The sequence below is a fragment of the Streptomyces sp. NPDC060035 genome, assembly GCF_042736635.1.
GTDB lineage: Bacteria > Actinomycetota > Actinomycetes > Streptomycetales > Streptomycetaceae > Streptomyces.
On record NZ_JBHWVO010000005.1, the window covers coordinates 237,594 to 254,672 of the forward strand.

Sequence of the window (17,079 nt, forward strand, 5' to 3'; positions counted from 1 at the left end):
TCACGTGAAACCGGCCGCCCTTCGCGTATGCCCGGAAAGATGCTCGGGCCATGGGCAGGGTGGAGCCGGGGCGAGAGTCTGGAAAGATGGGGGCGACGATGACGTCGCCCCCAGGTCAGGGACCAGCACTGCACACCCGCACATCCCAAGGAGCGGACAGATGCCCATCGCAACCCCCGAGGTCTACGCCGAGATGCTCGACCGGGCGAAGGCAGGCAAGTTCGCCTACCCGGCCATCAATGTGACGTCGACCCAGACCCTGCACGCTGCGCTGCGCGGCTTCGCGGAGGCGGAGAGCGACGGCATCGTCCAGATCTCCACCGGTGGGGCGGAGTTCCTGGGCGGCCAGCACAACAAGGACATGGTGACGGGCGCCGTAGCCCTGGCCGAGTTCGCGCACATCGTCGCCGCCAAGTACGACATCACGGTCGCCCTGCACACCGACCACTGCCCCAAGGACAAGCTGGACACGTACGTACGTCCGCTGATCGAGGTCTCCGCGGAGCGCGTCGCCAAGGGCCTGAACCCGCTGTTCCAGTCCCACATGTGGGACGGTTCGGCCGAGACCCTCGCCGACAACCTGGCCATCGGCCAGGAGCTGCTCGCCAAGGCCGCTGCCGCCAAGATCATCCTTGAGGTCGAGATCACCCCGACCGGTGGCGAGGAGGACGGCGTCACGCACGAGATCAACGACGAGCTGTACACGACGGTCGACGATGCGCTGCGTACCGCCGAGGCGCTCGGTCTGGGCGAGAAGGGCCGCTACCTGCTGGCAGCGTCCTTCGGCAACGTCCACGGCGTCTACAAGCCGGGCAACGTCGTCCTGCGCCCCGAGCTCCTCAAGGACCTCCAGGAGGGCGTCGGCGCCAAGTACGGCAAGGCCGGAAGCCAGCCGTTCGACTTCGTCTTCCACGGCGGCTCCGGCTCCACGGCCGAGGAGATCGCCACCGCGCTGGAGAACGGCGTCGTGAAGATGAACCTCGACACCGACACCCAGTACGCCTTCACCCGCCCGATCGTGGACCACGTGTTCCGCAACTACGACGGTGTGCTGAAGGTCGACGGCGAGGTCGGCAACAAGAAGGTCTACGACCCGCGCAGCTGGGGCAAGTCCGCCGAGGCGGGCATGGCCAAGCGCGTCACGGAGGCCTGTGCCAACCTGCGTTCCACGGGCACCAAGCTGAAGTAAGTACGTCACGGACGTACCGGGCCCGGTCCCCCTTCCTGGGGTGCCGGGCCCGTTCCATGTCCGACCGATACATCGAGGGATCCCCTGTGAGTACGCGTGCGCGCTACGACTTCGACACCGTCATCGACCGCCGGGGCACCTGGTGCGTCCAGTGGGACGGGGTCGCCGACCGGTTCGGGGTGGACGGGCTGCTGCCGTTCACGATCTCCGACATGGACTTCGAGACGGCGCCCGAGGTGCTGAGCGCATTGCGCGCCCGGCTCGATCACGGGGTTCTCGGCTACACGACCTGGCAGCAGGACGACTTCAGGTCGGCGATCGCGCACTGGTACGCGACCCGGCACGGCACGGAGCTCGACACCGGCCGGCTGGTCTACGGTCCTTCCGTGCTCAGCCAGCTCTCGCAGCTGCTGCAGATGTGGACACGCGAGGGGGACGGCGTGGTCGTCCACACCCCCACGTACGACGGCTTCCGCAAGGCCGTCACCGGTCTCGGGCGGGAGCTGCGTGGGGTGCCGGTGGGGGACACCGAGGCGCTCGAGCGGGAGCTGGGGCGGGCCGACGCGAAGGTGCTCGTCGTGTGTTCGCCGCACAACCCGACGGGGAGGGTGTGGACGGAGGCCGAGCTGCGGGAGATGGCCGCGCTCGCCCTGCGCCACGGGGTCGCTGTGATCAGCGACGAGATCCACGCGGACTTCGTGCACGACGGATACCGGCACGTGCCGTGGCCGCGGGTGGCAGGTGACGGGCGCTGGGCGCTGATCAGCTCGGCGTCGAAGGCGTTCAACTTTCCGGCGCTGACCGGTTCGTACGGGATCATCGGCGATCCGGCGGACCGGGAGGAGTTCCTGCGGCGCATGGAGACGGCGGAGGGGCTCGCCTCACCGGCCGTACTGTCGCTGACGGCGCACATCGCCGCGTACCGGGAGGGCGGGGCCTGGCTGGACGAGGTACGGGAGTACGTCGCCGGGAACCTGGCGCTCATAGCGAAGCGGTTGAACGAGGCGTTCCCGGAGCTCGGGTGGGAGCCGCCCCAGGCGGGCTACCTGGCCTGGATCGATCTGCGCCCACTGGGTGTGGACGACGAGGCGCTGCAGCGGGCGCTGATCGAGCGGGAGAAGGTCGCGATCATGCCGGGTGCGGTGTACGGGGCGCCGGGGTTCCTCCGCCTGAACGCGGGGTGCCCGCGGAGCAAGGTGGAGGCGGGGGTGGCGGCGTTGGTGCGGGGGGTGCGGGCGGTGCGGTAGGGGGTGCGGGGTGCGGGGCCGCTGCGCGGGGCCCTTGTCCCCTGCCGCCCCTTCCCGAACCGGGGCTCCGCCCCGGACCCCGCTCCTCAATCGCCGGAGGGGCTTGAAGGTGCCCTCGATCGCCGGGCGGGCCTGAAGGGTGCGCCCGGGTGGGCTTGAAGGTGCTTCCGAGCGCCGGGCGGGCCTGAAGGGTGCGCCCGGGTGGGCTTGAAGGTGCTCCCGAGCGCCGGGCGGGCGATGCTGCTCGTATGACAGACGCGGCCGACGGCGGAATCCGGGTTGCCTCGCCCGCCGGGCGGTGGATCGTCCTGACCACGGTCCTGGGGTCGAGCATGGCACTGCTCGACTCCACGGTCATCAACGTCGCCCTCCCCCGGATCGGCGAGGACCTCGGCACCGACCTCGCCGCCCTCCAGTGGACCGTCAACGCCTACATGCTCACGCTGGCCGGACTGATCCTGCTGGGCGGTGCGCTCGGGGACAGGTTCGGCAGGCGGCGGGTCTTCGTGATCGGCGTCGTCTGGTTCGCGGTGGCCTCGCTGCTCTGCGGCCTGGCGCCCAACGCGGCCATCCTGATCGCGGCCCGCGCCCTCCAGGGCATCGGCGGAGCCCTGCTCACCCCCGGTTCGCTGGCGCTCATCCAGGCGAGCTTCCATCCCGACGACCGGGCCCGCGCCGTGGGGCTGTGGTCCGGGCTCGGCGGGGTCGGCGCCGCGGTCGGGCCGTTCCTCGGGGGCTGGCTCGTGGACGGGCCCGGGTGGCGCTGGGTGTTCCTGCTCAATCTCCCGCTCGCCGCCGTCTGCCTACCCGTCGCCCTGCGCCACGTACCGGAGTCCCGGGACCCGGACGCCCACGGCCGTTTCGACGTGCTCGGAGCCGCGCTGGCGGCCCTGGCGCTCGCGCTGGTCACCTACGCGCTGATCGAGGTACCGGAGCAGGGCGCGTCCGTGCCGGTCGTCGGTGCGGCGATCGGCGGCGTGCTCCTCGGGGTGGCGTTCGTCCAGGTGGAACGGACCCGGGCCGACCCCATGGTGCCGCCGTCGATCTTCGCGTCCAGGCAGTTCACCGCCGTCAACATCGTGACGTTCTGCGTGTACGCGGCCCTCGGCGGCTTCTTCTTCCTCTCCGCGATCCAGCTCCAGGTCGTCGCCGGCTACTCGGCGCTCGGCGCGGGCACGGCGCTCCTGCCGACCACCGCGCTCATGCTGCTCTTCTCCGCGTCCGCCGGTGACCTCGGCCGGCGCATCGGTCCACGGATCCCGCTCACGGTCGGCCCGCTGCTGGCAGCGGCCGGGATGCTGCTGATGCTGCGGGTCGGCCCCGGGGCCTCGCTCTCCTCGTACGTCCAGGACGTCCTGCCGGCCGTCCTGGTGCTGGGCCTCGGCATGGTCGTCCTCGTGGCGCCTCTCACCGCGACCGTCCTGGCCGCCGTCGACACGGGGCGGGCCGGGCTCGCCAGCGGGATCAACAACGCGGCGGCGCGGGCCGCCGGGCTGATCGCCGTGGCCGCGCTGCCGCTGCTCGCAGGGATGGGCCCGGAGGCGTACCGCGATGCGGGGGAGTTCGCCTCGACCTTCCGCCGGGCGATGCCGATGTGCGCGGGGCTGCTGGTGGCGGGGGCGGTGATCGCCTGGTGGACGGTACGGACGTCCCCGGAGGCGGCACGCGAGTGCCGGCCCGAGTGCACGATGCACTGCGGGGTCACGGCCCCGCCCCTGGAGCCGGAGCGGCAGACCGCGGAACAGGCAGGCGGAACGTAGTCGCCCGGGTGTCCAGGATGCGGGCGGAGCCAGGCACACTTGAACCATGTCCATCCACGAGAACCTGCTCGGGGGCCCCGCCCCGACCCACCTGCCCGACGACCCGGAGCCGCGCGACCTCCTCGCCGGCGGCGCCGCGCCCGCCGATGTCGCGGCGAAGTACCCCACGTCCTCGCTGGCCTGGGCCCAGCTCGCCGACGAGGCGTACGAGGGCGGCCGGGTCATCGAGTCGTACGCGTACGCCCGCACCGGCTACCACCGTGGCCTCGACGCGCTGCGCCGGGCGGGCTGGAAGGGCCACGGCCCCGTCCCGTTCGAGCACGAGCCGAACCGTGGCTTCCTGCGCGCCCTGCACGCCCTCGCGCGCGCCGCGCAGTCGATCGGTGAGCAGGAGGAGTACGAGCGCTGCTCCTCGTTCCTCCGCGACTCCTCGCAGACCGCAGCCGACACCCTGGGCTGAGAGGCCGACGGGCTGCCCTCCGAGAGGCTGCCCCTCCACGCACCGTCCGGGCCCGTCCGGGCCCCGCAGGCAGCACCGCCGCCTGCGGGGCCCGTATGGCGTCGACGGCACCCGCCCCGACGGCACCGCACGCCGACCGGCCCGTCACCGGGCGTCGCTCCGGTTTAGGATGCGAACAGGGGACCGGAGCTCCACCACCTCAGAGGAAGGGGCGGACCGCTACCCGGAAGCTCGTGTCGAGGAGACAGAAATGTCGACGATCCACCCCGACCCCGAAGCCACCGGTGCGGACACCCCGCACCTGGACTTCGCGGGAACGACTCCGTACGAGGACTATGTCCAGGCGGATGTCCTGACCCACCTCCAGCACCTTCGCTCGGACGATCCCGGCGAGATGGTCTTCCTGGTCACCACCCAGGTCATGGAGCTGTGGTTCACGGTCATCGTCCATGAGTGGGAGACCGCGACCCGTGCCCTGCGCGAGGACCGCATACCCGTCGCCCGTGACGCGCTGAAGCGCTCGCTCCGGGAGCTCGAGGCACTGAACGCCTCCTGGAAGCCGCTGGCAGGCCTCACTCCCGCCCAGTTCAACTCCTACCGGGGCTCCCTCGGCGAGGGCTCCGGTTTCCAGTCGGCGATGTACCGGCGGATGGAGTTCCTGCTGGGCGACAAGTCCGCGTCCATGCTCGTGCCGCACCGGGGCGCCCCCCGTGTCCACGCCGAGCTGGAGAAGGCGCTCCACGAGCCCGGCCTGTACGACGAGACGCTCGCCCTGCTCGCCCGGCGCGGTCACGCCGTGCCGCAGTCGGTGCTCGGCCGGGACCTGTCGAAGAAGTACGAACCGTCCCCCCGGATCGAGGCCGTCTGGGCGGAGATCTATGCCAACCCGGACCAGAACGACGAGCTCGTGCGGCTCGGCGAGGTGCTGACCGACGTCGGCGAGCTGGTGTGGCGCTGGCGCAACGACCACCTCACCGCCACCCGGCGGGCGATGGGCTCGAAGACCGGCACCGGAGGGTCGGCCGGGGTCGCCTGGCTGGAGAAGCGCGCCACGAAGAGCGTGTTCCCCGAGCTGTGGACGGCGCGCAGCCATGTCTGACCTGCAGGAGCGCGCGGAGGCGCTCGACACCGCCGACGAACTGGCCGTACTCAGGGACCTGTTCGTCCTCGACGACACCGTCTACCTCGACGGCAACTCGCTGGGCGCACTGCCCCGCCACGTCCCCGCCCGCATGCAGGAGGTCATCACCCGGGAGTGGGGCGCCCTGCGCATCCGCTCCTGGGACGAGAGCGGCTGGTGGACGGCGCCCGAGCGGATCGGCGACCGGATCGCCCCGCTGGTCGGGGCCGCCGCCGGACAGATCGTGGTGGGCGACTCCACCAGCGTGAACGTCTTCAAGGCCTTGGTCGCCGCGAGCCGGCTGGCAGCCGAAGGGCGCGACGAGATCCTGGTCGACGCCACGACGTTCCCCACGGACGGGTACCTCGCCGAGTCGGCGGCCCGGATGACGGGCCACCGCATCGTCCCCGTCGCCCCGGCCGACGTACCTGGCGCCCTCGGCCCCCGTACGGCGGTCGTCCTGCTCAACCACGTCGACTACCGCACGGGCAGGCTCCACGACCTGCCGGGCCTCACCGCCGCCGTCCACGCTGCGGGTGCCCTCGCGGTCTGGGACCTGTGCCACAGCGCGGGCGCCCTGCCGGTCGGCCTCGACGCGCACGGGGTGGACCTGGCCATCGGCTGTACGTACAAGTACCTCAACGGCGGACCCGGTTCGCCCGCCTACCTGTACGTCGCCGAACGCCACCAGCCGGCATTCGACTCGCCCCTCCCCGGCTGGACCTCGCACGCCGACCCCTTCGGGATGACTCCCGAATACACCCCGGCGGACGGTTCCGTACGGGGCCGGGTCGGTACCCCGGACATCCTCTCCATGCTGGCGCTCGAAGCGGCGCTGGACGTGTGGGAGGGCGTCACGGTCGAGGCCGTACGGGCCAAGTCCCTTGCCCTGACGGACTTCTTCCTCGAGTGCGTCGACGCGTACGTACCCGAGGGCCGGGTTGTCCCCGTCACCCCGGCCGCACACGCGGAGCGCGGGAGCCAGGTGTCCCTGCGGTGCGAGAACGCGGACGACACCGAGCCGGTGATGCGCGCGCTCATCGAGCGCGGCGTGATCGGCGACCTGCGCCGCCCGGACGTGCTGCGGTTCGGCTTCACCCCGCTGTACGTCGGCTTCGCGGACGCGGAACGCGCCGCGCGGATCCTGGCGGAGGTGCTGGCGGCCTAGGGTCTTCGACTGGATCGGGCCCCGCGAACGGAGCATGATCCGGCCGAGAGGTCCTGGTGCCGCCGTGCCGGACGGGCCCGGTTTCCGGACCGGGCCCGTCCTGCCCTGCCGCGGGTCCGGCGGCGGCCCGCCGTACTGATACCGTCCCCGCAGGTCAGTCCAGTTGGGCATATGCGTAGGACGGTTGGAGCAGCATGTCGGATTCTGCCGCGCGTGATCGTGACGCCGCCGAGACCGAGTCGGCGTTCGCGCATCCGGTGGTCGCCCCCGATCGGTCAGCGGCCTATGGCAGCCACCCCGACCAGGTGATCGACTTCTTCGCTCCGCGCGACGGCCGGGACGGGGCGCCGCTCGTGGTCGTCCTGCACGGAGGGGCTTGGCGTGCCCCGTACGACCGGCATCATCTGTCGCCGTTCGCGGACTTCCTGGCCCGGCGCGGGTTCGCCGTCGCCAGTGTCGAGTACCGGCGCGGCAGTGAGATCCCGCAGCAGGGTGGAGACGGTCCGGTCGCGGGGCGCTGGCCCGAGACGTTCGACGACGTGGCCGCCGCGATGGACGCCCTTCCGGTGCTCGCCGCCCGGGAACTGCCGCAGGCCGATGTGCGGCGGACCGTGGTCACCGGGCACTCGGCCGGCGGGCAGCTGGCCCTGTGGGCCGCCGCCCGGCACGTGCTTCCGCTCGGTTCGCCGTGGCGGCTGCCCGCGCCGCCGCCGCTGCGCGGGGTGGTCGCGCTGGCGCCGATCGGTGACTTCTCGAGCGCCGTCGAGCTGGACGTCTGCTCCGGTGCGGTGCATCAATTCCTCGGCAAGGAAGCGGACTTCGAGGAACGCAGGATGCACGCCGATCCGGCCGAGCTGCTCCCGACCGGGATCGCGACGGCCGTCGTCCAGGGCGTCGAGGACCTCACCGTGCCGCAGGCGGTCACCGAGGCGTTCGTGGACGCCGCGGCGAAGGCGGGAGAGATGGTCGGACTGACGCTGCTGGACGGGGTCGGGCACTTTGCGCTGATCGATCCGTCGGCGGACGCGTGCGCGGTGGTGGCGGAGGAGATCGCCCAGCTGGCCTGGTAGGTCCTACAGGTCCGGGCCGATGGGCCCGGTAGTACTTGCGACGGACGGCGCAGGATCCGCATCACTGCTGACGACCCCGGCCGCGGTGGCGCCTACCTTGGGAAGCGTGACCGAGACCAAGACCAGAAGCCCCGAGTTCCGGCTGGCCGCAGGGGCGATAGACGGCCTGCGGCAGGACCTCTTCCACGACGCGTTCGACTACCGTCCGCTGGACCCGCTGGGCACCGGCGGTCCGGTGATCAGGAGGCTGCCCAGGGCGATCCGGACGCGGGCGGTCTGGACGCCGCACGCGGTGGTCGGGGCGGTCGCGCTGATCTCACTGCTGGCCGGAGTCTTCGAGGCGAACACCTACTCGGTGTTCGGGATAGCAACGCTCATCACCGGTGTGGTGCCGTCCGCCGCCCTGCTGATGACACTGATCCGCCCCGTTCTCGCGTTCTGGGTGTCGCTCGCGGCCACCCCGCTGGTGGCCGTCGCGGGCCACGGGGACTGGCCGTGGGGGCCGAACGCCTTCGCGTGTCACCTGGGTGTGCTGATCGTCGTCGCGGCGAGGACCCGGCCGCGTACCGCCGCCTGGATGTGGCTGATCACCCTGCTCGTCGGGTCCTTCCTGGGGAACTTCGGAGGCGGTTACTCCTCCACCACCGCGCCCATGGCCGTCACCTCCGCCTTCGCCCTGCTCCTCGTCACCGTGGTGCAGGTACGCCGTGACGCCGAGCGCGAGGTGACCGTGCAGCGCACCGTCACCGCCGTCGAGCGCGACCGGCGCACGCTCCTGGAGGAGCGCACCACCATCGCCCGTGAGCTGCACGACGTCGTCGCCCACCACATGTCCGTCGTCGCGATCCAGGCCGAGGCCGCCCCGTACCGGGTGGAGAACCCGCCGCCCGAGCTGGAGCAGGCCTTCGTCACGATCCGGGAGAACGCGGTCGCCGCGCTCACCGAGCTGCGGCGCGTCCTCGGCGTCGTACGGGCGGACGACTACGAGGCACCGGACGCCCCTCAGCCCACCCTGGCCGAGACCGACCGGCTGCTGGCCAATGTGCGGGAAGCGGGCCTGGAGACGGAGAAGACGGTCACCGGTGCGGTGCGCGAGCTTCCGCCGGGCGTCGAACTGTCGGCGTACCGGATCATCCAGGAGGCCCTGAGCAACACGCTCCGCCATGCGCCCGGCGCCACGGCCAAGGTGGAGATCGGGTACGTGCTCGGTGGGCTGGGGCTGCGGGTCGTCAACGGGCCTGCGACGGGGCTGGTCAAGCCGTCGCCCGGGGCCGGGCACGGGATCACGGGGATGCGGGAGCGGGTCGCGATGCTGAACGGCGAGATGACGGCCGAGGCCACGGGGGACGGCGGTTACGAGGTCGCCGTGTTCCTGCCCGTCGCTGCTGTGCAGGCAGGCGCCGGGGAGGGCGGGGACGCGTGAACGACTCCACCATCCGGGTGCTGATCGTCGACGACCAGATGATGGTCCGCGAGGGTTTCTCCGTGCTGCTCAACGCGATGCCCGGCATCGAGGTCGTCGGCGAGGCCGTCGACGGCCGGCAGGCCGTCTCGCAGGTCGCGGCCCTGCGCCCCGACGTGGTGCTGATGGACATTCGGATGCCGGAGCTCAACGGCATCGAGGCCACGCGCGAGATCGTCGCCGCCGACGCGGACGCCAAGGTGCTCGTCCTGACCACGTTCGACCTGGACGAGTACGTGTACCAGGCGTTGCGCGCAGGGGCCTCGGGCTTCCTGCTGAAGGATGCCTCGGCCCGCCAACTTGCTGACGGAGTACGGGTGGTGGCCTCCGGTGAGGCGCTGCTCGCGCCGACCGTGACCAGGCGGCTGATCAAGGAGTTCTCGAAGCTCGCCGAGGCACCCCGGCCGCCCGCCATGGCCCGGATCGGTGACCTCACCGAGCGCGAGACGGAGGTGCTCGTGCTGATCGCCCAGGGGCTGTCGAATCTGGAGATCGCCTCGCACCTGGTGGTCGCCGAGTCCACGATCAAGACACATGTGAGCCGCATCCTGGTGAAGCTGGGGCTCAGGGACAGGACCCAGGCGGCCGTGTTCGCGTACGAGGCGAGGCTGGTCACACCCGGATAGCGTCGGGCTCATGCATGTGTCCTTCGACCCCTGGTCGCCGGCGTTCGTCGCCGATCCGTACCCCGCCTACGCAGCGCTGCGCGCCACCGGCCGGGCGCACTACTTCGAGCCCACCCGGCAGTGGCTGATCCCGCACTACTCCGATGTGGCGGGGCTGCTGCGCGACCGGCGCCTCGGCCGGACGTATCTGCACCGCTTCACCCACGACGAGTTCGGCCTCGACGCCCCGCCCGCCGCCCACGAGCCCTTCCACACGCTCAACGGGCAGGGGATCCTCGACCTGGAGGCCCCCGACCACACCCGGATCAGACGGCTGGTCGCCAAGGCGTTCACGCCCCGCACGGTCGAGATGCTCGCCCCGGCCGTGGAGCGGCTGGCCACCGGGCTCGTCGAGGAGTTCGTCGCGGCGGGCGGCGGCGATCTGCTCACCGCGGTCGCCGAGCCGCTGCCCGTGGCGGTCATCGCCGAGATGCTCGGCATCCCGGAGTCCGACCGGGGGCTGCTGCGCCCCTGGTCGGCGGCGATCTGCGGGATGTTCGAGCTGAACCCGCCGGAGGAGAGGGCGCGGGCCGCCGTGCAGGCGTCGGTCGAGTTCTCCGCGTATCTGCGCGGGCTGATCGACGAGCGGCGCGGGGACCCCGGTACGGATCTGATCACCGCGCTCATCGCCGCCCACGACGAGGAGGAGCGGCTGACCGAGCAGGAGATCATCTCCACCTGTGTGCTCCTGCTCAACGCGGGCCACGAGGCGACGGTCAACGCCACCGTGAACGGCTGGTGGACGCTCTTCCAGCACCCCGAGAAGCTGGCCTCCCTGCGCGGCGATCACGGTCTGCTGCCGACCGCGCTGGAGGAGCTGCTTCGGTACGACACCCCGGTGCCCATGTTCGCGCGCTGGGTCCTGGACGACATCGAGATCGAGGGCACCATCATTCCGCGCGGCTCGCAGGTCGCCCTGCTCTTCGGCTCGGCGAACAGGGACCCGGAGCGCTTCGCCGAGGCCGGGACGCTGGATCTGTCCCGGGAGGACAACCCGCACATCTCCTTCGGGGCGGGCATCCACTACTGCCTGGGCGCACCGCTGGCCCGTCTCGAACTGGCGGCTTCGTTCGGGGAGCTGCTGCGCAGGGCGCCCGGCATGCGGCTGTCGACGGAGCCGGAGTGGAAGCCGGGGTACGTGATCCGGGGGCTGCGGGAGCTGCTGGTGGAGATCTGAGACGGGGGGCCCGGGCGCCGCTACTTGGTTTCCAGATCGCGGCGCCGGAAGCCCTCCAGCCCCAGCCACAGCAGGGCGGCCGCGATCAGGGTGAGCACCACCATCGGTGTCCAGCTCATCTCCGCGGCCGGCAGCTGAGGCACGTGTCCGAAGGGCGACACATTGTTCATCCAGTGCGGGAACTGCAGCAGCTTGCCCAGGTAGCCGACCACGAACGCGTACACCGGTACGGCCCAGGCCGCCGAGGCCGCCCGGGGCAGCCAGCCGAAGAGGACGGCAGCGACCCCGACGGTGACCCAGAGCGCCGGTGCGTACGCCAGCGAGGCCCCCACCAGCTTCAGGAACAATCCCCGGTCCTCGGCCGACGCCGCCCCCGCGACGCCGATGCCGAGCCCGGCGAGGAGCAGCAGGAGCGTGCCGCCCGCCAGCGCGACGGTGAGGTGGCTGCCCGCCCAGCGGGTGCGGGACAGGCCGGTCGCGAGCAGGGGCTCCACCCGGCCCGCGTTCTCCTCGGACCTCGGCCGCAGGGCGGCCATCACCACGTACACGGCGGTGACGACGGCGAGGACCACCATGACCATCGACGCGAACGACTCGGCCATGGTCGCGCCGCCGATGTCCTTCAGCGCCTCCTGGAGCTGGTCGATGTTCTTCAGCATGTCGTCCGCGTTGCCGAGGATCGACCCGTACATCGCGCCCATCAGGAACAGGCCGGCGCCGAAGCCGGCCAGCATGGAGCGGTGCAGCCGCAGGGCGAAGCCCAGCGGCCGGGTCAGGGACGCGGACGCGACCGGGCTGCCGAGCCGTGCGGCGCGCAGTCCGGCTCCCACGTCCCGCCGGGTGGACAGGACGAATCCCGCGCCCGCCGAGAGGACGGCGAGTGCGAGGCAGAGCAGCAGCGGCCACCAGCGGTTGTCCACGTAGACGTAGGTGCGCTGTACCCAGCCGATCGGGGACAGCCAGGACAGTGCGTCGCTGCCGCCCGCGTCACCGGCGGCGCGCAGGACGTAGGCGAGGCCGATGACGGCCATGGCCGTGCCGGAGGCGCCCCGGGTGTGCGCGGTGATCTGTGCGGTGACCGCGGCGACGCCGGCGAAGACGATGCCCACGGCCGCGTGCGAGAACCCGTAGAGCAGCGAGCCGCCGGTGTCGATGGAGTCGAGGCCCATCGAGCCGAGGCCGAGGGCCAGCAGCAGGGCGAGTGCGAGGTTGGCGAGCACCGCGACGGACAGGGCGGCGGCCAGGTGCGCATGCCGGCCGACGACGGTGGAGCGGACCAGTTCGGCGCGGTTGGTCTCCTCCTCGTTGCGGGTGTGCCGGGTGACGATCAGGACGCTCATGAGGCCGACCAGGACGGCCATGAAGCCGAGCATCTGGTGGCCCATCATCGAGCCGAAGGTGTAGTCGTCGAGGTAGTGCCCGGGCCCTGTCATGGCGAGCCCGGCCGGGCTCTGCATGGTGGTGACGACGGAGGCGCGGTCCTCGGGATCGGCGTACAGCGTCCTGTAGTTGTTCGCCGTGGAGGCCGTTCCGATGAACAGGGCGAGGATCCATACGGGAAGCCGGACGCGGTCCCTGCGCAGGTCGAACCGGATCAGGGTGCGGGTTCCGGCCAGCGTGCCGCCGCCGTTCGCGAGGGACCGGTCGGCTGCGGGTGCCCGGGTTGTGGTGGCGGCGGTCATCGGCTGCCTCCGTGGGGGTGGCCGCCGCCGGCGAGCTCGTCGCCGTAGTGGCGCAGCATGAGCTCCTCGAGGGTCGGCGGGTGGCTGGTCAGACTGCGGACGCCGAACTCGGCGAGCCGGCGGATCGCGTCGTCGAGGTGGCCCCCGTCCACGTCGAACCGCACCCGGCCGGCGCCCTCGGCGCCTTCGGTGATGGTGTGCACCCCGTGCACGCCGGCCAGCTCGTCGAGCCCGGTGACCGGTCGGGCCGTCTCGGCCTCGATCGTCGTACGCGTCAGATGGCGCATCTCGCTCAGCGACCCGGACTGCACGATCCTGCCGAGCCGGATGATGCTGACGCGGTCGGCCAGCTTCTCCACCTGGGCCAGGATGTGGCTGGAGAGCAGCACCGTCTTTCCCGCGGTCTTCGCCTGCTGGATCACGTCCTGGAAGACCACCTCCATGAGGGGGTCGAGTCCGGCGGTCGGTTCGTCGAGCAGCAGCAGCTCCGCGTCGGAAGCGAGCGCGGCGACGATCGCGACCTTCTGGCGGTTGCCCTTGGAGTAGGCCCGTCCCTTCTTCGTCGGGTCGAGATCGAAGCGCTCGATGAGCTCGTCACGGCGCTTGATGGTGCTCGCGCCACGCAGCCGTGAGAGCAGGTCGATGGCCTCGCCGCCGGTGAGGTTGGGCCACAGCTCGACGTCGCCGGGGACGTAGGCCAGGCGCCGGTGCAGTTCGACGGCGTCGTTCCACGGGTCCTTGCCGAGCAGTTGTGCCGCGCCCGAATCGGCGCGCAGGAGACCCAGCAGGACCCGGATGGTGGTGGACTTTCCGGCGCCGTTGGGCCCGAGGAAGCCATGGACCTCGCCCGTTTCGACGTCCAGGTCCAGGCCGTCCAGTGCGTGTGTCCGCCCGAACGACTTGTGAAGTCCGGCGACGCTGATTGCCTTCGTCATGATTTTGAACGTACGCTGAATTCACAAAGTTGTGAAGTTAAGGAAGCGTATAAAGTTGGCGCCATGATCGGGGCAGGGGAGGCGACGACACGATGACCAGCCGGGCCGGGGAAGGTGCCGAGCGCGACGAGGAGGCCGTGGCGCGTTTTGTCGAGCGCTTCGCAGCCGAGATGACGGCAGCGGGCATGCAGCGGATGGCCTCGCGGGTCTTCGCGGCGCTTCTCGCGGACGACGACGCCTCCATGACCTCGGCCGAGCTCGGCAAGCAGTTGCAGATCAGCCCGGCCGCGGTCTCGGGCGCGATCAACTACCTCACCCAGGTCAGCATGGTCGGCCGGGAGCGCGAACCGGGCTCACGCCGCGACCGCTACCGGCTGCACAACGAGATCTGGTACGCCACCTTCGCGAGCCGTGACCAGGTGCTGACCCGCTGGGAGCGCACGCTCAGGGACGGCGCGCGCTCCCTGGGCGAGGACACACCGGCCGGTGCGCGGATCACCGAGACCGCTGAGTTCTTCGAGTTCCTGCAGACGGAGCTGGTCGGCGTGATGGACCGGTGGCGCGAGAGCCGCGGGGCGGCGGGCGGGAGCTGACACCCGGGAACGACCCCGGGCGGTCGCCGCCCGCCCTTGCGGCACCGCGTGATCAGCGGCACCGCGGGACCAGCGGGGCCGCGTGACCAGCGGCCGGCAGGCTCTGTGTCCGTCACCTGCCCCGGGCGCCTGTGCCCGTCACCTGCCCCGGGCTCGCCGTCGACGGAAGTATCAGCCCCCACGCCCCCGCCCGCACCGTCCACGTCCTGGTCCGGACCGGGCCCGCGACCTGTATGTCCGCGCGGTAGCGGAAGTCGGGTCCGGAGACGGTGACCGACTTGGCCTCCACCGTGACCGTTTCGCCGGACGTGGTGTGAATCACCACGTCCGCCAGGCCCCCGTCGCCCTGTGAGGTCACCGAGACGCCCTCGACCGGCCGGTCCAGGTCGTTCAGCAGGACCCCGTCCGCCTCGACCCGCAGCCGGTGCGCGTGCGGCTGGGACGAGGACGGGGCCGGGCGGACCAGGGCCGCCACCAGGGTCCGGCAGGTGTCCCAGACCGCAGTGACACCCGTATGGGGCGCCCCGGGGACCGCCCCCGGGCTCAGTGCCGGGATGCGCAGATCGCCCAGCACGACGCCGTCGCTGTCGTCGACCAGCAGGTCCAGTCGGTGGGCGGTCCCGTCGAGCGCCGCACGGGCCGCGGCCACGGCGCCCCGGGGCACACCGAGCCCATGGGCCAGTTCCAGCGCGTGCGCCGCGCCGACCGGGATCAGGGAGAGCGCGCTGTCGGCCAGCTCGCGCTCCCGGTGGAGCTGGGACACGGCACGCAGCAGCGCATGGTCGTCGCCGACGACCACCGGCCGTCGCCCGCCACGCCGGGACAAGGCCCGGGCGAACTCCTCCGGACTGTCCGGGAGGCAGATCTTGGCGTGTGAACCAGCGCTCAGCACGTCCTTCGCGATACGCACGGACTCGCCGTCGGCCCTGCGGGCAAGGGGGTCGATGAGTACCAGTAGCTGGTGGTCGCCGTCGCCGGGGGGCTCTGCAGCCGACACCTCGGTCCTTCCTCGGGTAGCATCTTGGTGCAAGAGCCCCTTGCGCTATTGCGCCAGGGGCTTCGTCTATTCCGGGGCACCCGGTTCGACGGCTCAGGCTTTGCCGTACATCGTCGTACGGCAGGTACGACCTTTACGTACGCCCCCTGACCTTGGACATGCCCCGCCCGGAAGGGGTGTACGCCTGTGCCCGCACTTGTGCTGCTCGGTGCTCAGTGGGGTGACGAGGGCAAGGGGAAGGCCACCGACCTCCTCGGTGGATCCGTGGACTATGTGGTGCGCTACCAGGGCGGCAACAATGCCGGCCACACGGTCGTCGTAGGCGACCAGAAGTACGCACTTCATCTCCTCCCCTCCGGAATCCTGTCGCCGAGCTGTACGCCGGTGATCGGTAACGGTGTCGTCATCGACCCGGCGGTCCTGCTCTCCGAGCTGAGCGGTCTGAACGAGCGAGGCGTCGACACGTCCAAGCTTCTGATCAGCGGCAATGCTCATTTGATCACCTCGTACCACACCACGGTCGACAAGGTGACGGAACGCTTCCTCGGCTCCCGCAAGATCGGTACCACCGGTCGCGGTATCGGACCCACGTACGCGGACAAGATCAACCGCGTCGGCATCCGGGTCCAGGACCTCTACGACGAGTCGATCCTCGTCCAGAAGGTCGAAGCGGCTCTCGACTTCAAGAACCAGATCCTCGCCAAGCTCTACAACCGGCGCGCGATCGAATCCGGCAAGATCGTGGAGGAGCTGCTCCAGTACGCGGAACAGATCAAGCCGTACGTCGCCGACACGACGCTGATCCTGAACAACGCCATCGACGAGGGCAAGGTCGTCCTCTTCGAGGGCGGCCAGGGCACCCTGCTGGACGTCGACCACGGCACGTACCCCTTCGTCACATCGTCGAACCCGACCGCGGGCGGCGCCTGCACCGGTTCCGGCGTGGGCCCGACGAAGATCAGCCGGGTCATCGGCATCCTCAAGGCCTACACCACGCGCGTCGGTGCCGGACCCTTCCCGACCGAACTTCTCGACGAGGACGGCGAGGCACTGCGCCGGATCGGCGGCGAGCGCGGGGTCACCACCGGCCGTGACCGCCGCTGCGGCTGGTTCGACGCTCCGATCGCGCGGTACGCGACCCGGGTCAACGGCCTCACGGACTTCTTCCTCACCAAGCTGGACGTGCTGACCGGCTGGGAGCAGATCCCGGTGTGCGTGGCGTACGAGATCGACGGCAAGCGCGTCGAGGAGCTCCCGTACAACCAGAGCGACTTCCACCACGCGAAGCCGATCTACGAGATGCTGCCGGGCTGGTCGGAGGACATCACGAAGGCCAAGACCTTCGACGACCTGCCGAAGAACGCGCGGGACTACGTGAAGGCGCTGGAGGAGATGTCCGGCGCTCCGATCTCCGCGATCGGTGTCGGCCCCGGCCGCACCGAGACGATCGAGATCAACTCCTTCCTGTAGGAGTCGACGAAGTGGCGGCCGGTCCTGTTCATCGGGACCGGCCGCCCTTTCGCGTTTCGGCGTCCGCCCCGCGGCCGGGGAATC

Annotated in this window: 15 protein-coding genes; 12 read left to right on the top strand and 3 right to left on the bottom strand. The window is 71.1% G+C overall.

From position 1 onward, the window contains the following. The first annotated feature begins 160 nt into the window (after positions 1–160). The 10 genes from fbaA (at position 161) to ACFWBQ_RS10335 (ending at position 11,318) form a co-directional block, all read left to right on the top strand. Positions 161–1,189 carry a class II fructose-bisphosphate aldolase gene (gene fbaA, locus ACFWBQ_RS10290; protein ID WP_385486174.1) on the top strand — a complete coding sequence of 343 codons (1,029 nt, stop codon included), beginning with the start codon at positions 161–163 and terminating at the stop codon, positions 1,187–1,189. Positions 1,190–1,245: 56 nt separating this feature from the next. Beyond that, positions 1,246–2,436, top strand: a complete 1,191-nt coding sequence (locus ACFWBQ_RS10295; protein WP_385486176.1) for a MalY/PatB family protein — start codon at positions 1,246–1,248, stop codon at positions 2,434–2,436. Between the two features lie 248 nt (positions 2,437–2,684). Continuing rightward, complete coding sequence (locus tag ACFWBQ_RS10300; protein ID WP_385486178.1) at positions 2,685–4,196, top strand: MFS transporter; 1,512 nt, start codon at positions 2,685–2,687, stop codon at positions 4,194–4,196. A 46-nt stretch (positions 4,197–4,242) separates the two neighbouring features. Further along, positions 4,243–4,656 carry a DUF3151 domain-containing protein gene (locus ACFWBQ_RS10305; RefSeq protein WP_385486180.1) on the top strand — a complete coding sequence of 138 codons (414 nt, stop codon included), beginning with the start codon at positions 4,243–4,245 and terminating at the stop codon, positions 4,654–4,656. 250 nt (positions 4,657–4,906) lie between these two features. Continuing rightward, positions 4,907–5,755: a tryptophan 2,3-dioxygenase family protein gene (locus tag ACFWBQ_RS10310; RefSeq protein WP_385486182.1), complete on the top strand. Its 849-nt coding sequence runs from the start codon at positions 4,907–4,909 to the stop codon at positions 5,753–5,755. Continuing rightward, positions 5,748–6,944 (top strand): kynureninase, encoded by a 1,197-nt coding sequence (kynU, locus tag ACFWBQ_RS10315; protein ID WP_385486184.1) that lies wholly within the window; start codon positions 5,748–5,750, stop codon positions 6,942–6,944. Before ACFWBQ_RS10310 ends, kynU begins: the two co-directional genes overlap by 8 nt. Before the next feature lie 194 nt (positions 6,945–7,138). Then, positions 7,139–8,014: an alpha/beta hydrolase family protein gene (locus ACFWBQ_RS10320; RefSeq protein WP_385486186.1), complete on the top strand. Its 876-nt coding sequence runs from the start codon at positions 7,139–7,141 to the stop codon at positions 8,012–8,014. A 106-nt stretch (positions 8,015–8,120) separates the two neighbouring features. Next, positions 8,121–9,437 carry a sensor histidine kinase gene (locus tag ACFWBQ_RS10325; protein ID WP_385486188.1) on the top strand — a complete coding sequence of 439 codons (1,317 nt, stop codon included), beginning with the start codon at positions 8,121–8,123 and terminating at the stop codon, positions 9,435–9,437. Next, positions 9,434–10,102 carry a response regulator transcription factor gene (locus ACFWBQ_RS10330; protein WP_329209540.1) on the top strand — a complete coding sequence of 223 codons (669 nt, stop codon included), beginning with the start codon at positions 9,434–9,436 and terminating at the stop codon, positions 10,100–10,102. The genes ACFWBQ_RS10325 and ACFWBQ_RS10330 overlap by 4 nt, the downstream gene beginning before the upstream one ends. Before the next feature lie 10 nt (positions 10,103–10,112). After that, positions 10,113–11,318 carry a cytochrome P450 gene (locus ACFWBQ_RS10335; RefSeq protein ID WP_385486190.1) on the top strand — a complete coding sequence of 402 codons (1,206 nt, stop codon included), beginning with the start codon at positions 10,113–10,115 and terminating at the stop codon, positions 11,316–11,318. 20 nt (positions 11,319–11,338) lie between these two features. On the opposite strand, the gene ACFWBQ_RS10340 is transcribed toward ACFWBQ_RS10335, so the two are convergent. Continuing rightward, the gene (locus ACFWBQ_RS10340) at positions 11,339–13,000 is read right to left on the bottom strand and encodes an ABC transporter permease (RefSeq protein ID WP_385486192.1); all 1,662 of its coding nucleotides are present in this window, start codon (positions 12,998–13,000) and stop codon (positions 11,339–11,341) included. After that, positions 12,997–13,935, bottom strand: coding sequence for an ABC transporter ATP-binding protein (locus tag ACFWBQ_RS10345; protein ID WP_385486194.1), 939 nt, complete (start codon positions 13,933–13,935; stop codon positions 12,997–12,999). The genes ACFWBQ_RS10340 and ACFWBQ_RS10345 overlap by 4 nt, the downstream gene beginning before the upstream one ends. A 92-nt stretch (positions 13,936–14,027) precedes the next feature. On the opposite strand from ACFWBQ_RS10345, the gene ACFWBQ_RS10350 reads away from it, so the two are divergent. Further along, positions 14,028–14,528 carry a GbsR/MarR family transcriptional regulator gene (locus ACFWBQ_RS10350; RefSeq protein ID WP_385486196.1) on the top strand — a complete coding sequence of 167 codons (501 nt, stop codon included), beginning with the start codon at positions 14,028–14,030 and terminating at the stop codon, positions 14,526–14,528. A gap of 112 nt (positions 14,529–14,640) precedes the next feature. Here ACFWBQ_RS10350 and ACFWBQ_RS10355 read toward each other — a convergent pair whose 3' ends face one another. After that, positions 14,641–15,525: a diacylglycerol kinase gene (locus ACFWBQ_RS10355; protein ID WP_385486198.1), complete on the bottom strand. Its 885-nt coding sequence runs from the start codon at positions 15,523–15,525 to the stop codon at positions 14,641–14,643. Between the two features lie 186 nt (positions 15,526–15,711). Between ACFWBQ_RS10355 and ACFWBQ_RS10360 the strand changes: the two genes are divergently transcribed. Then, positions 15,712–16,995 carry an adenylosuccinate synthase gene (locus ACFWBQ_RS10360; RefSeq protein ID WP_385486200.1) on the top strand — a complete coding sequence of 428 codons (1,284 nt, stop codon included), beginning with the start codon at positions 15,712–15,714 and terminating at the stop codon, positions 16,993–16,995. Positions 16,996–17,079 lie beyond the last annotated feature (84 nt).

Coding starts and splice junctions, on each gene's coding strand:
- fbaA (WP_385486174.1), top strand. CDS start 161: ATGCCCATCGCAACCCCCGAGGTCTACGCCGAGATGCTCGACCGGGCG.
- ACFWBQ_RS10295 (WP_385486176.1), top strand. CDS start 1,246: ATGTCCGACCGATACATCGAGGGATCCCCTGTGAGTACGCGTGCGCGC.
- ACFWBQ_RS10300 (WP_385486178.1), top strand. CDS start 2,685: ATGACAGACGCGGCCGACGGCGGAATCCGGGTTGCCTCGCCCGCCGGG.
- ACFWBQ_RS10305 (WP_385486180.1), top strand. CDS start 4,243: ATGTCCATCCACGAGAACCTGCTCGGGGGCCCCGCCCCGACCCACCTG.
- ACFWBQ_RS10310 (WP_385486182.1), top strand. CDS start 4,907: ATGTCGACGATCCACCCCGACCCCGAAGCCACCGGTGCGGACACCCCG.
- kynU (WP_385486184.1), top strand. CDS start 5,748: ATGTCTGACCTGCAGGAGCGCGCGGAGGCGCTCGACACCGCCGACGAA.
- ACFWBQ_RS10320 (WP_385486186.1), top strand. CDS start 7,139: ATGTCGGATTCTGCCGCGCGTGATCGTGACGCCGCCGAGACCGAGTCG.
- ACFWBQ_RS10335 (WP_385486190.1), top strand. CDS start 10,113: ATGCATGTGTCCTTCGACCCCTGGTCGCCGGCGTTCGTCGCCGATCCG.
- ACFWBQ_RS10340 (WP_385486192.1), bottom strand. CDS start 13,000: ATGACCGCCGCCACCACAACCCGGGCACCCGCAGCCGACCGGTCCCTC.
- ACFWBQ_RS10345 (WP_385486194.1), bottom strand. CDS start 13,935: ATGACGAAGGCAATCAGCGTCGCCGGACTTCACAAGTCGTTCGGGCGG.
- ACFWBQ_RS10350 (WP_385486196.1), top strand. CDS start 14,028: ATGACCAGCCGGGCCGGGGAAGGTGCCGAGCGCGACGAGGAGGCCGTG.